The 13174-nt window shown below is 63.7% G+C and carries 11 protein-coding genes and 1 pseudogene; 6 read left to right on the top strand and 6 right to left on the bottom strand.

Annotation, left to right across the window (positions count from 1 at the left end; translation table 11 throughout):
• Positions 1-7 precede the first annotated feature (7 nt).
• Positions 8-1576 (bottom strand): sensor domain-containing diguanylate cyclase, encoded by a 1569-nt coding sequence (locus HU763_RS12400; protein ID WP_186685951.1) that lies wholly within the window; start codon positions 1574-1576, stop codon positions 8-10.
• A 152-nt stretch (positions 1577-1728) separates the two neighbouring features.
• Between HU763_RS12400 and HU763_RS12395 the strand changes: the two genes are divergently transcribed.
• Together HU763_RS12395 and HU763_RS12390 are read left to right on the top strand one after the other, a co-directional pair.
• Positions 1729-2229 carry a DUF4142 domain-containing protein gene (locus HU763_RS12395; protein WP_170029928.1) on the top strand — a complete coding sequence of 167 codons (501 nt, stop codon included), beginning with the start codon at positions 1729-1731 and terminating at the stop codon, positions 2227-2229.
• 8 nt (positions 2230-2237) lie between these two features.
• Positions 2238-2490, top strand: a pseudogene (locus tag HU763_RS12390) (hypothetical protein).
• Positions 2491-2606: 116 nt separating this feature from the next.
• On the opposite strand, the gene HU763_RS24730 reads toward HU763_RS12390, so the two are convergent.
• Positions 2607-2771: a DUF6021 family protein gene (locus tag HU763_RS24730; RefSeq protein ID WP_225931950.1), complete on the bottom strand. Its 165-nt coding sequence runs from the start codon at positions 2769-2771 to the stop codon at positions 2607-2609.
• A gap of 55 nt (positions 2772-2826) precedes the next feature.
• Positions 2827-3813, bottom strand: a complete 987-nt coding sequence (locus HU763_RS12385) for a DNA-binding protein (protein ID WP_170029933.1) — start codon at positions 3811-3813, stop codon at positions 2827-2829.
• Between the two features lie 239 nt (positions 3814-4052).
• Here HU763_RS12385 and HU763_RS12380 point away from each other — a divergent pair, with 239 nt between their 5' ends.
• The 3 genes from HU763_RS12380 (at position 4053) to HU763_RS12370 (ending at position 6741) form a co-directional block, all read left to right on the top strand.
• On the top strand, positions 4053-4658 hold the full coding sequence (locus HU763_RS12380) for a helix-turn-helix transcriptional regulator (RefSeq protein WP_186685954.1): 606 nt from the start codon (positions 4053-4055) through the stop codon (positions 4656-4658).
• A gap of 140 nt (positions 4659-4798) precedes the next feature.
• Complete coding sequence (locus HU763_RS12375) at positions 4799-5797, top strand: threonine/serine dehydratase (protein ID WP_186685956.1); 999 nt, start codon at positions 4799-4801, stop codon at positions 5795-5797.
• Complete coding sequence (locus tag HU763_RS12370; protein WP_186685958.1) at positions 5794-6741, top strand: ornithine cyclodeaminase family protein; 948 nt, start codon at positions 5794-5796, stop codon at positions 6739-6741. The genes HU763_RS12375 and HU763_RS12370 overlap by 4 nt, the downstream gene beginning before the upstream one ends.
• A 12-nt stretch (positions 6742-6753) precedes the next feature.
• Here HU763_RS12370 and codA read toward each other — a convergent pair whose 3' ends face one another.
• From codA to codB, 3 genes are read right to left on the bottom strand one after another with little or no spacing between them, the layout of a single operon-like run.
• Complete coding sequence (codA, locus tag HU763_RS12365; protein WP_186685960.1) at positions 6754-7995, bottom strand: cytosine deaminase; 1242 nt, start codon at positions 7993-7995, stop codon at positions 6754-6756.
• 4 nt (positions 7996-7999) lie between these two features.
• Positions 8000-9217 carry a PucR family transcriptional regulator gene (locus HU763_RS12360; protein WP_186685962.1) on the bottom strand — a complete coding sequence of 406 codons (1218 nt, stop codon included), beginning with the start codon at positions 9215-9217 and terminating at the stop codon, positions 8000-8002.
• Positions 9214-10479 (bottom strand): cytosine permease, encoded by a 1266-nt coding sequence (gene codB, locus HU763_RS12355; protein WP_186685964.1) that lies wholly within the window; start codon positions 10477-10479, stop codon positions 9214-9216. Before codB ends, HU763_RS12360 begins: the two co-directional genes overlap by 4 nt.
• A gap of 368 nt (positions 10480-10847) precedes the next feature.
• Here codB and HU763_RS12350 point away from each other — a divergent pair, with 368 nt between their 5' ends.
• Positions 10848-13172 (top strand): putative bifunctional diguanylate cyclase/phosphodiesterase, encoded by a 2325-nt coding sequence (locus HU763_RS12350; RefSeq protein WP_186685966.1) that lies wholly within the window; start codon positions 10848-10850, stop codon positions 13170-13172.
• The last annotated feature ends 2 nt before the right edge of the window (positions 13173-13174 follow it).

Raw genomic sequence — 13174 nt, 5'->3', positions numbered from 1 at the left:
AGCAGGCTCAGGAATCTGCACTTGCCCAGCTGTCCTGCGCCACGCAGTACCTGTCCCGGCCTTGACGTTTGGCCTCATACAAAGCCGCATCTGCTGCCGCCATCAGCCGCTCGGCGGTCACCTCCTCCCGCGCCGGATCCCCCGTGGCGATGCCGGCACTGCACGATAACCGCCCCAACGGGCTGCCTGCATGCTCCAGCATCTGCCGGCGCAACAGCTGCTGTACCTCCTCCACTAGCAGTTCCGCCCCGCGGGCATCGGTGTCGGGCAGCAGCAGAGTGAACTCCTCGCCACCGTAGCGCACTGCCAGGTCGGCCGGCCGTTTCAGCGCCTGTTGCAGCACTTCGCCAAAGCGCCGCAGGCACTGGTCGCCCGCCGGGTGGCCATAGCGGTCGTTGTAGGCCTTGAAGTAGTCCAGGTCGAGCATCACCAGGGTCAGCGAATAGCCCTGGCGCCGCGCCCGACGCAGTTCCGCTTCGAACACCGCATCCAGCCGCCGGCGGTTGCCCAGCCCGGTCAGGCTATCGGTCAAGGCCAGCGACTTGAGCGTCTGGTGCGCCTGGTGCAGCGCCCGCTCGATGAAGATACGCTCGCGCAACTGGCGCAGTACCACACCACCAAATGCCGCCAGCCCTAACAGCAAAAGCAGCAGCACGGCCATTGATTTGATCGCATCGTGCCGCCAGGGTGCGACGATCGACTCGCGCGACAAGCCGGCCTCCACCACCAACGGATAGCTCGCCAGCGCGCGATAGGCATACAGCCGTGGCGTGCCGTCTACCACCGCAACCGCTTCTACCAGCCCCTCTGCGGCGTAGGGCAGATGGTTGCGGAATATCTCGCTCTTGGCCAGGCTGCTCCCCACTACCCTCTCGACGAAAGGCCGCCGAACCAGGATGGTGCCGTCGCGCAGGGCCAGTACCAGCGCGCCGCGTTCGTCGATCTTGAAGTCGCCGTAGTAATGCACGAACCAGTCCACCTTGATGGTGCCCAGCAATACCCCGGCGAAGCTGCCGTCGGCATGTTCCAGACGCCGGGAAATGGGAATGATCAAGTCAGCCGTGGAGCGGCTGCGCACCACCGAGCCGATGTGTACGCCACGGTCGCTGTGGGTGCGGTGGTAGATGAAGTAGTCGCGGTCGGCATTGTTGGCCTTGGGCGGTATTGCTGCCTGGTCGGTAACGATCCAGTTGCCCTCGGCGTCATACACGAACAATCCATGCAGCTGCGGCATGATGTTCTTTTGCTGTACCAGCAAGGCATGCAAGCGCGGCCGGTCGATATGCCCGAAGCCATCGCCTTCCAGGCGCTCGGCCAGGGCTGCGGTGATGGCATCTACCTGGCGGATGGCATCTTCAGCATGTTGCGCCGTGGCCCTGGCCAGGTTGGTGACCATGTTCTCGGCATTGGTAAAGGCATAGCGGTAGTCGCGCCAGATGCGCCAGCCTTCGACCACGACGAAAGCCAGCATCACCATCAGCATGAACGCCAGAACCAGACGGAACAGCGCCACGGCACGGCCCTCACCGGTTATGGCGAAAAGCCCCTCTTCGTCCTTATTCCTGGCTGCGTACATTGAAATCCCTGGCCACCTCGCGCTTGCCGCTGTTCACTATAGTTGACCAGCATGTGGACACCGCCGACGAGGAAAAAGATTAAACCTTTGCCCTGCTTTCACCCTCAACCGTACGCGACACTGAGGTCGCGTCACGGTTTAAGGAGTGAAGCATGAGCAATCTCTTCATCAAGCGCGTCGGTTTTTCCATGGTGCTGGGCCTGGCATCGGTACATGCCCTGGCGGCGAGTTCCGATGACTTTGTCGAGGCGGCCACCGAGTCCGGCATTGCCGAAGTGGTTACCGGTAAGCTGGCCCAGGAGAAAAGCCAGAACACCGAGATCAAGACATTCGCCCAGCAAATGGTCACTGACCACACCCAGGCCAACCAGAAACTCGGTGACATCGCTCGCAAGCTGGACATTTCCGTACCCGATGAAGCGGCGATCACTGACAAGGTCAAGAAAATGATCCTGGAATGGCGCGAGGAGTCCTTCGACAAGGCCTACATCAACAACCAGGTGGATGCTCACGAAAAGGCGGTGGAACTGTTCAAGAAAGAGGCCGCCTCGTCTGACAAGGCCGAACTGAAGGCCTTCGCCAGCGAAACCCTGCCCAAGCTCGAACAGCATCTGGAGCACGCCAAGGCACTTCAGGCCAAGCACGGCAAGTGAGGCCCGCCATGAGTAACGATGCATTGAAGGCCGAGGTTCTGACCCGCCTGCTGCACGCCCACCCTCAAGGGCTCGGCAAGGAGGTGCTGGACAACTACCGCGGCGAGAAAGCGGATGGCCGGTATGCTCAAGACCTTGCAGGAGGCCGGTTTGATCCAGGACGGCAGTGTGGCGGTCGGCAGCGACCACCAGATCAGTGTCAACTACCCGATCAAGCTGTCGGCGGCGGGTGTGGAGGCTGCCAGGCAAGCCGACACTTGAGTGTTGCTTGCCTGGCCCGCCCTGTCGCCGGTAAGCCAGTGCCCCATCGGCCGCGCCTGGTATCAGAGGCGGCCGATGGGGTGGCTGGTTTGCCGGCGATGGCTGCTAGCCAGAGCCTATGGTTTTTTCTCAACGTCTCTGGGGGGCTTGGCCGGCCCTTGCGGGTCGACTTGCGGGTCTTCTGCATCCGGTGAATCCGGGTCGAAACCCAGGTCGACCTTCTTATCGGCCTGCTCGGACGAGTGAGGCCCCTCTTTGCGTTCGGGTGGCGATTCGGGCATGGCACTATCTCCAGGGAATGTATAGGGAAGAAAGCACCCACCCGAAAAAGTTTGATCAATCTGCAGCCTGGGGCAGTTGCGCCTTGCACTGTGCCAGTGCTTCATCACGTTCCTTCAACTGCTCATCAAGGCGCTGCAGTTGCCGCGCCATTTCGGCGCACTGGTCGCGGCGCTGCTCCAGGCTCTGCGCCTGAGCCTCCAGCTGCCGACGCATCTCCTCGCTGGCACCCTGCGCCTGGGCCAGGATCGTGCGCAGGCCCTGGATCTGCGCATCACGCTGCTCCAGTAGTTGTTCCTGCGCCCTGCAGGCACCGGAGGCCTGGCGGTGTTCCCCGAGCAACCGCTCGTTATCGCGGTGCAGGCGGGTCAGTTCGTCCTGCTTGACGACCATGCCCTGCTGCAACTGGCGCACTTCCACCTGCAACTGCTGCAGTTGCGCTTCGTGGCGGCGTTGTTCCTGTTCGCGCTGTTCGCGGCTGGCATTGCGGTAGTGCTCCAGCGCGTCGCGGGCATGGCGGTGCTTGTCCTCCAGCGACTTCACTTGCTCGTCCTTGTCCGCCAGGCGCACCTGCAGCTCGCCGAGCGCCTGGTTGAGGCTGGCACTGCGCAGCTGTTCGGCTTGCAGGGTGCTTTGGGTGGAGCGCAGCTTTTCCGCTTCGGCGGCCAAGGCGGCCGCGTCGATCTGATGCTGTTGATGCGCGGCCGCCAAAGCCTGCCGAGCGATTGCCAGCTGCGCTTCGAGCTGCTCGCGCTGTTCGATGAAGCGGCTTTCGGCCTGCTCGATCTTCAGGTCAGCCTCGTCCTGCAACTGGGTTGCCAGCTGCCCGACCATTCGGCTGAGCACGTCGCTCAGTGCCATGCCGCCCTCGGCGGCGACGGGCTGCTGGCCGTTCAGCTCCTTCAGGTAGCGGTGGATCGTGGTCTTGGAGCCGGTATTGCCCAGCTCGATACGAATGGCATCGATGCTGGGGTTTTCGCCCCGGGCAATCAGTGCCTGCCGCGCTTGCTGCACTACCACCTTGTTGATACCGCCCCGGGCCATGCCTGCTCCTACGATTTTGTACTGTGTTATGTACCATGTAATTACATACCAATTATGCCGATATGCAAGCGTGCCTGGAAAGCGTTGCTAAGAAAGAATAATCACGGCTTATCGCATGTGATAGGAAAAAACTGCCTGTCCTGCGCTCAGGCAAGCGTACGAAGCCGGCCGGCAAGGCGCCTTGTGTCGGTTACGCTTTGCCGCCACCATGGTGCCTGGCCTCCGATCATCGACAGAAAATGACCCTGGAAAACTACAAGGCAATCGCCGACAGCATCGCGCTGCTGCTGTACCCGCACGCTGAAGTCATCGTTCACGAACTGCGCAGCCAGACCGTCGTTCACATCGCCAACAATTTCTCCCAGCGCAAACTGGGCGATGAATCGGCGATCGACCATGAGCTGGAGGACCTGTTGAACGGGGTCAACCTGGGCCCCTACGAAAAGCTCAACTGGAACGGCCAGAAGATCCGCTCGATCAGTACCGTGCTGCGCAACCAGGCCGGTGAAGCCGAGCACCTGATGTGCATCAACCTGAATGTTTCGGTACTGGAGCAGGCACGCGCAGCGCTGGATGCCTTCTTCCAGATGAGCCGGCTGGTGCCGCAGCCCGACTCGCTGTTCCGCAACGACTGGCAGGAACGCATCAACACCTTCCTGCATGCCTGGCTTCGACAACGCAACCTGTCCCTGCAAACGTTGCAGGCAAAAGACAAGCGCAGCCTGGTGCAGGCGTTGCATGCCGAGGGCGCGTTCGAAGGGCGTAGCGCTGCCGACTACATCGCCAAAGTGCTCAATATGGGCCGCGCCACGGTGTACAAGTACCTGAAGGAACTGCGCGCCTAGGCGCAGGCAGCGCCTTGCTTTTCGTTCCATGACGCTGGCGAGCCAGGCAGTGGCGCGGGTGGGCGGGCTCACCCTCTTGTCATTAATGGACAATATGTCTATGGTGGACTAACTTTCTACGATTGTTCAGGAGTGCAATCATGTCCACCGCCACAGGTTCGCCCCCCGTCGATGCCACTTACCTCGACACGCTGTACCAGGCGATCAAGGATGCCCATGTGGCGCTACGCCCGGCCGTCAGCATCACACCGCTGACTTGCAGTGCCCGGCTGTCGGCAATCAGCGGCTGCCAGGTGCTGCTCAAGTGCGAGCACCTGCAGCACACCGGCTCGTTCAAGTTTCGTGGGGCCAGCAACAAGATCCGCCTGTTGCCGGAGGACCAGCGTACCCACGGGGTGATTGCCGCTTCTTCCGGCAACCACGGCCAGGCGCTGGCACTGGCAGGTAAAGCAGCTGGGGTGCCGGTCACCGTGTACACCAGCAATGGCGCTTCTGCCTACAAAGTACAGGCCATGCGCGCACTTGGCGCAGAGGTGATCGGCTTGCCCACCGACCCGTTGGGCGCCGAACTGGAGGCTGCCAGGCAGGCCCAGGCCCAGGGCAAGCCATTCGTCTCACCCTACAACGACCCGCAGGTCATTGCCGGGCAAGGCACCATCGGCTTCGAGCTGTTCGAGCAGGCACCCGACCTGGACGCGGTGTTCGTTGCCGTTGGTGGTGGCGGGATGATCTCCGGCATTGCTGCAGCCCTGCGGGTACTCAAGCCGGGTACCGATATCATCGGCTGCTGGCCAGAAAACGACCCGGCGCTGGAGCAGTCGCTCAAGGCCGGCGAGATCATCGAGGTGAATGCCACCGACACGCTGTCCGACGGTACCGCTGGCGGCGTCGAGCCTGGCAGCATTACCTTCCCGCTGTGCCAGGCGTTGCTGACCGACACCGTGCTGGTCAGCGAAGCCGAAATCAAAGTTGCCATGCGCGAGATCGCCAGCAGTGAACGCTGGATCATCGAAGGGGCCGCGGCGGTCGCCGTCGCCGGCATGCAGAAGCTGGCCGAGCGTTACCGCGGCAAGCGCGTCGCGGTCATCCTGTGTGGCCGCAACATCGTGCTGGACGCATTCCTCAGGGCGGTCCAGTGAGGTGCTTTAGCAAGGCCCGGATCATTGCCAGCCTCGACCCCGAGCTCGCTCTGCACTGCCTGGAACAAGGCTTCATCGCCTTCTCCGCAGGCAAGGTACAGGTACCACCGATCCAGGGCTTCAGTTTCCCAGGGGCGAACGGCGACTGCTGCGTGAAGTCGGCCTATATAGAAGGCAGCGCCACGTTCACTGTCAAAATCTCCACCGGCTTCTATGACAATCCGGGCACAGGCCTGCCGAGCAACGATGGCTTGATGCTGGTGCTGTCTGCGCACACCGGGCAGCCGTTGGCGCTGCTGCATGACGAGGGTTGGCTGACCGGCATGCGCACTGCCCTGGCCGGGCGTATTGCCGCACGGTTGCTGGCACCGCCGCGGGTCAGTGCGATCGGCATACTGGGCACGGGCATGCAGGCGCGGATGCAGCTTGAACAGCTGGGCGCCATCACCGAGTGCCGTCAGGTCGTGGTCTGGGGGCGGCAGGACAGCGGGCTGGCTGCCTACCGTGCGTTTGCCCGCGCACTGGGTTATCAGGTGCGCACCACGCAGGACGCCGCCGAGGTTGCGGCGGCGGCCAACCTGATTGTCTGCACCACCCCTTCGCGCCAGCCGCTGTTGTTCAGCGAGTGGGTCCGGCCCGGCACGCACATTACCGCTGTGGGTGCCGACGGGCCAGGCAAGCAGGAGCTGGACCCGGCGCTGGTGGCCAGGGCAGAACGCATCGTCGTCGACTCGGTCGCCCAGTGCAGCCAGTACGGCGAAGTTGCCCACGCCTTGCGCAGCGGCCAGATCGACACGACGCAACTGATCGAGCTGGGTACCTTGCTCGCCAGCGGCGCCCCTGGGCGGCAGCACGCTGACCAGATTACCCTGGCGGACCTGACCGGTGTGGCGGTGCAGGACGCCCAGATCTCGAGCTGCGCGCTGGCGGCGATGACCGCCTGAGGCCACGCCGTTTCAGGTAAAGCGCTGAACTTGCGCTGGTGTGCGCTGCATCAGCACCTTGCCGTGCCGCACCGACACCAGCGCATGCCCCTGGCTGCGTACCATTTCGTAATCATCCGCTGCCGACAGCAGTAGCAGGTTCGCCGGTCGCCCTGCCTCGATACCGTAGCCCTCCCCCAGGTTCAAGGTTCGGGCGCTATTGTCGGTGATCAGGTCCAGGCAGCGCTGCAGGTCTTCATAACCGAGCATGTGGCAGATGTGCAGGCCGGCCTCGAGAATGCGCAGGATGTTGCCGTTGCCCAACGGGTACCAAGGGTCGACGATGGAGTCCTGGCCAAAGCACACGTTCATCCCGGCGCGATCGATCTCGGCCACGCGGGTGACGCCACGGCGTTTCGGGTAGTTGTCGAAACGCCCTTGCAGGTGAATGCTCTCGGTCGGGCAGGAGACGAAATTGATACCGGACAGCTTCAGCAGGCGAAACAGCTTGTAGCAGTAGGCATTGTCGTAGGAACCCATGGCCACCGTGTGGCTGGCGGTAACCCGCGGCCCCATGCCGCGCACCCGGGCCTCTTCGGCCAGCACTTCAAGGAAGCGCGACTGCGGATCGTCGGTTTCGTCGCAGTGCACGTCCACCAGGCAGCCGGTACGTTCGGCCAGGTCCATCAGGAACTTCACCGACGACACGCCCTGGTCGCGGGTGTTCTCGAAATGCGGAATACCACCAACCACATCGGCGCCGATGGCCACCGCTTCGCTCATCAGCGCCCGGCCGTTGGCATACGACTCGATGCCCTCCTGGGGGAACGCAACGATCTGCAGGTCGACCAGGTGACGCACTTCGTCACGCACCTCGACCATGGCCTTGAGCGCGGTAAGGGTCGGGTCGGTAACATCGACGTGGGTGCGGACATGCTGGATGCCATGCTCCACCAGCATGTCGATGGTCTTCTTCGCACGGGTCTTGATGTCGTCGTGGGTGGTGATCTGCTTGCGCTCGGCCCAGCGCTCGATGCCTTCGAACAGGGTACCGCTCATGTTCCACTGCGGCTCGCCGGCGGTCAGCGTGGCATCGAGGTGAATGTGCGGTTCGACGAAAGGTGCTATCACCAGGTTTTGCCGCGCATCCAGGTCGCCCACATTGCCGGGCGTCACCACCTTGGCCTGGGCGAAGATGGCGGCAATGCGCTCGCCGTCCAGTTCGATGCGGAACAATCCGGGCTTGCCGCGCAGGCGTGCGTTGATAACGTTCATCTTGTTACTCCTTGCCGTGGTCTTCGCTCATGCGCCATATCAACAGGGCGACGGAAGCATTCATGCGAAAAAGCGGGTCGTCGAGAGACTGCCCGCTAAGTTGTTCGATGCGCAGGATGCGCTGGTTGACGGTGTTGCGGTGCAGCCCCAGGCGCTGTGCGGCCTTGAAACCGTTGCCATTTTCCATGAGCAGGGCGTCCAGGGTGTGCACCAGCGCATGGGCACGTTTGCGCCCGGGGCTGATCAGCGGGCCGAGGGTGCGGCTGACGAAATCGTCGATCAGCGAGCGGTCGAAAATGCCTTGTAGCAGGCGTAGAACACCCAGTTCGCTGAAGTTGCAGTAGCCGTTGGCCGGACGCAAGTGCCGCGCTACATCCAGCGCCTGGCGCGCCTCGTTGAGGGCCTGGCGGTAGTGCGCGCAATCGTCGGCCAGGGCCGACAGGCCCATGTACAGCTGCAGTTCGCCGGTCGCCGCCTGCAACTGCCGGTAGAGAGTAGCCAGTACCTCGGGCAGGTCGCGGCTGTCGGCCAGCAGCACCACGAACAGGTCGCCGGGCAACTGCGCGGTGACACTGCCCGGATGTTGCCGGCACCAGGCTTCGAGCTGGTCTTCCAGGGCCTGGCGGATAGCCTGCCAGGCACGTTCACCCAGTACCAGGCCGTGGCGCTCGAACACCTCATCCACACCTGACAGGCGCAAGGCCAGCAGGCGCCGCGGCTCATCCAGGGCCAATCGCAGGTGCGCTGCCCGTTGCCGGGCAATCGCCAGGCTCGGGTAGTCGCCGGTGAGCAGCTGGCCCAGTATGTCATTGCGCGAGCGGCGCGCCTGGCTGGTCTGCACCAGCGCCGTGCCGATCAGGTGGGTCACCACCACCATCTTCAGCGCATACGGTTGCTCGATCAGCGGCAGGCCCAACTGTTCGGCACGGGCGATGACCGCTGGCGGGATGACCTGGATGAAACTGTCGCCGGTGAGAATGACCATGCCGGCAATACCCACAGCATCGCCATCCTCTATCAGGCTCAGCAGGTTGGCCTCACCGCGTGGGTGGTTTATACCGGTGACGAACACCAGTTCGCCGCCCATCACCCATTCGGCGATGCCTTCGTTTTCTGCCACGTACGGCCAACGCACCCGGCGGTGCAGGCTGCGCGCCCCGGCCCGCACGCTCAGTTGGTGCAGGCCGGGCAACTGCAGGATCTCCTCCAGCGCCAGGCTCACGGCTCGACGCCTGCCTGGCCTGGCGCGCGGCGCCGAGCAGCCAGTTCGACGAAGGCGATGTAGCACAGTGCCGAAGCGCCGATGCCTACCAGCGGGGCGATCCACGGCGAGGCGCAGGCCAGCACCGCGCCCACGGCATAGGCAGACAGCCCGGTCAGGTTGTAGCGTGGCAGGCGTGCCGTGCCGAGGGCCGGGAACCTGCCGCGGTGGCGGTACCAGAAATCGGCCATGATCACCCCACCCAGTGGCGGAATGATCGAGCCCAGCAGCACCAGGAACGGGATCAGCAATTCGTACATGCCGCCGATCGCCAGCACAATCCCGACGCCGGCGGCCACCAGCGTTGCGGTACGCCGGCGCTCGCTGCGCAGCAGGTGGCAGGCAGCCGCCGACACGTTGTAGATGGTCGGCCCCTGGATCGTCCACAGGTTCAGGCAGAGCATGACCACCGCCGCGAACGACAGCCCTTGCAGCACCATTACCTCGACGATATCGGCCTGCTGGTAGACCATCGCGCACCAGGCCCCGGCCACTACCATCAGGCCGTTGCCGAGCAGGAATGCGACCACGCTGGCAATGACCGCCACCCGGCCGCTACGGGCCAGCCGGGTCCAATTGGTCGCCTGGGTGGCACCACTGGCGAAGGTACCGAAGACCATGGTTACCGCTGCTGAAAAGGTCATGGCCTCATGCGGCACCACCGCGGCCAGGCCGGCAAGCCCCCCGGCATCGCGGGTAGCGATGTACATCGATACCACCAGCAGGCCGAACATCAGCGGCACCGATACCCGCGACAGTACATCCAGGCCCTTGAAGCCGATGATGGCCGTGAGGCTGAAGCCCAGGCCAAACAGCACCATCAACGGCATGCCTAAGCCTTCCGCCAGCCCCAGCAGCCTGACCAGCACGATGGCCACCGTGGCCGTGCCCCAGGCGTACCAGCCCAGTTCGGCGAAACCCAGCAGGAAATCGGAGAGCCGGCTACCCGCTTCACCGAAACAGAAGCGCCCCATCAACACGGTGTTCAGCCCGCTGCGCGCGGCGATGAACGCGAGTGCTGCGGCATACAGGGCCAGCAGGCTGTTGCCGATGGCCGCCACCCATAGCATGTCGACAAAATTGAAGGCCATGCCCAGCTTGCCGCCGGCGAACATCGTGCCGGTAAAGAAGGTGAAGCTGAACAGGACCATCGCGATCGGCAGCAAGCCCTTGCGGGCGGACTGCGGGGCTTCGCTGAGCGGGAATTCGCTGGATGAGCTCATTGCACGGGGCTCCAGGTTGTAGTCGGGAGCAGGGAGAGCAAGATACAGGCCGCTTTTCACCCAGTGGGAGAAGCCGCTCGGAACGGGCGCCTGGCACTACCGCCTATGTGCATGCTGAACAGTTAAGTGCAAAAAATACGAAGTGAAAGTGTGCCCGATGACTTTATTTGAGGCGCAGGCGCACCAAAGCAGGTCGGTGTTGGGTAGTTGGTTCCCAGGCAGACGGGGCTTGGAGGAGCAGCCTGTCGCCAGGTCGTTTGTGGCCTTCGCACCAGGGAAATCCTTAAAGGCAATTAGCCATCAGTCATGAGGATGTCATCTTACTGTCGTATTTTTCGACCATTACCCAGGGTCGGGAACTACCAGCAGTGATTCGCCGTTCGCTTTCATCCGCCAGCCTTCTCCGCCTGCTGATCCTGATGCTGTGTGCAGCGACCCTGGCGTTCCTCTGGGGGCTGCACGTGTCGCAAAGGGCTACTGCAAGGCAGGATGCGCTGGCGGCCAAGGCTGCCGAACACCAGAACCTGGCCAGCCTGGTCGGCGAAAGCCTGCGTCAGCTGGTCGACCGCGCACAGGCGCTGGGCCGGGTTACCCAGGATGACCTGGAGGCCCTGCGCCAGGGCAATGTCAGCCTGCCGAAGCTGCTTGCCGAAGACCCGCTGCTCAAGCGCATGAGCCTGTACGACCGGCAGGGCCGGCTACTGTCGGCCAGCCATGCCGAGGTGGCTGCCGAGTTGCCCGAAGCCTGGCTGCAGGAGCTGCAACGGCACGTGTCGCGCTATGGTTTCAGGCCCTTCCTGGCCAGCCTGCACCCCCCCAGCCAGCCGGCTACCCTGCCCGACCGGCAGCTAGCCTTTCTGCTGCCGCTGACCGATCCGCCCGGCCACGACCTTGCCAGCATCCTGGTGGTGCAGCTGGATATCGGCTACCTGGCGGTGCTGCTGCAGCACATCGACCTGGGCAGCAGCGGGCTGGTGCGGTTGCTGCAGGAAGATGGCCTGGAACGCTTGCGCATTGACGCCCGCGGCATGGCTGTGGCCACTGCTGCGCTGCAGCCTGTGCTGCCCGGCAACGCCAATGAAGCGGGCAAGCTGACGCAGTACGCGGCCGGCGTCCCCTACCAGAGCCTGTACCGGCGCCTACCCGAGCGCGGCTTCAGCGTGGTGGTCAGCCAGCGGCAGGACGAGGTCCTGGCACCTGCTGCACTGGCCAACACCCGGCAATTCTGGCTGACCCTGGGCATGACCCTGATGATCCTCGCCAGCCTGCTGTGGACCTTGCGCCTGTTGCGCAAACGCCAGGAGGCGTTCAGTGCGCTGGAGCAGGCTCAGCAGGTCAACCAGCAACTGATCGAGCGCCTTGAGGAGGAACACCGGCGCAGCAGCCACGCCGCTGCCACCGACCACCTCAGCGGCCTGCACAACCGCCGCCAGTTCGTCGAAGTGGCCGGCCAGGCACTGACCCGCCAGCGCGGCAAACGGCGCCTGATGGCAATTCTGTTCATCGACATGGACCGCTTCAAATCGATCAACGATTCGCTGGGGCACAAGGTCGGCGACCTGCTGTTGCAGGCCGTGGCCGGGCGTATCCAGCGCCTGCTGGCGCCCGGCGACGAGGCTTCGCGCTTTGGTGGCGACGAGTTCGTGGTGTTGCTGGCGGGTGAGCGCAGCGAGGAACAGATCAATGCCTGGGTCCGCCAACTGGTGCAGAAACTTTCGGCCACCTACGCCCTGGACGGCCAGGAGGTCAACACCAGCCCCAGCGTAGGCGTGAGCATTTGCCCGCGCGATGGCCAGGACATCGACAGCCTGATCCGCAGCGCCGATGCCGCGATGTATTCGGCCAAGCAGGCCGGGCGTGCCCAGTACCGTTTCTTCGACCCGTCGCTGAACCTGGCCGATATCCAGGCCTTCACCCTCGAACAGGCCTTCGGCAGCGCCCTGGCCGAACGCCAGTTCGTGCTTCACTACCAGCCGCAGATTCGTCTCGACACCCAGCAGGTGCTGGGCTATGAAGCCTTGGTACGCTGGGACCATCCCGAATTCGGCCTGCTCTACCCGGACCGCTTCATCGGCCTTGCCGAGCGCAGCGGCTTCATCGTCGAGCTGGGCTGGGAGGTGCTGCGCCTGGCCTGCGAGGCGTTGGCAGCGTGGGCCAGCCAGGGCCGTGAGACGCGGCTGGCGGTGAACGTATCTGCCCTGCAACTGCGTCAGCCGGGGTTCGCGGCGCAGTTGTTGGCCAAACTGCAACAGCACGGTATCGAGCCACAGCGGCTGGAGCTGGAAATCACTGAAACCGCGATTCTTGATCCCGAAGGCACGTCAGTGGCGCAGCTACACAGCTTGCGCGGTGCCGGCCTGGGTATCAGCCTGGACGACTTCGGCCGTGGTTACGCTGGCTTTGCCCACCTGCACACGTTGCCGCTGAGCAAGCTGAAGATCGACCGCTCGCTGGTCGCAGCATTGTCCAACAGCCATGACGACAGCCCGATCGTGTCCTCCACCATCATTTTGGCCAAACGCCTGGGCCTGGAAGTGGTAGCCGAGGGCGTGGAAACCCGCGAACAGGTGGTATGCCTGAAACTCGCCGGCTGCGATATCGCCCAGGGCTACCACTTCAGTCGGCCACTGTCGCCGGCGCAACTGCGTGACTATGCGCCGTTCAACGGCCTCCAGGCCAAGGCTTGCGTCTGACC

Origin of the sequence: Pseudomonas anuradhapurensis (assembly GCF_014269225.2) — a bacterium.
In the GTDB taxonomy this organism is placed as follows: Bacteria; Pseudomonadota; Gammaproteobacteria; order Pseudomonadales; family Pseudomonadaceae; genus Aquipseudomonas; species Aquipseudomonas anuradhapurensis.
Note: the sequence above shows the minus strand (reverse complement) of the source record. Positions and strands in the feature narration are given on the sequence as shown.

Excerpts from the sequence above, each read along its gene's own strand:
- HU763_RS12400 (WP_186685951.1), bottom strand. The coding sequence starts at position 1,576 with ATGTACGCAGCCAGGAATAAGGACGAAGAGGGGCTTTTCGCCATAACC.
- HU763_RS12395 (WP_170029928.1), top strand. The coding sequence starts at position 1,729 with ATGAGCAATCTCTTCATCAAGCGCGTCGGTTTTTCCATGGTGCTGGGC.
- HU763_RS24730 (WP_225931950.1), bottom strand. The coding sequence starts at position 2,771 with ATGCCCGAATCGCCACCCGAACGCAAAGAGGGGCCTCACTCGTCCGAG.
- HU763_RS12385 (WP_170029933.1), bottom strand. The coding sequence starts at position 3,813 with ATGGCCCGGGGCGGTATCAACAAGGTGGTAGTGCAGCAAGCGCGGCAG.
- HU763_RS12380 (WP_186685954.1), top strand. The coding sequence starts at position 4,053 with ATGACCCTGGAAAACTACAAGGCAATCGCCGACAGCATCGCGCTGCTG.
- HU763_RS12375 (WP_186685956.1), top strand. The coding sequence starts at position 4,799 with ATGTCCACCGCCACAGGTTCGCCCCCCGTCGATGCCACTTACCTCGAC.
- codA (WP_186685960.1), bottom strand. The coding sequence starts at position 7,995 with ATGAACGTTATCAACGCACGCCTGCGCGGCAAGCCCGGATTGTTCCGC.
- codB (WP_186685964.1), bottom strand. The coding sequence starts at position 10,479 with ATGAGCTCATCCAGCGAATTCCCGCTCAGCGAAGCCCCGCAGTCCGCC.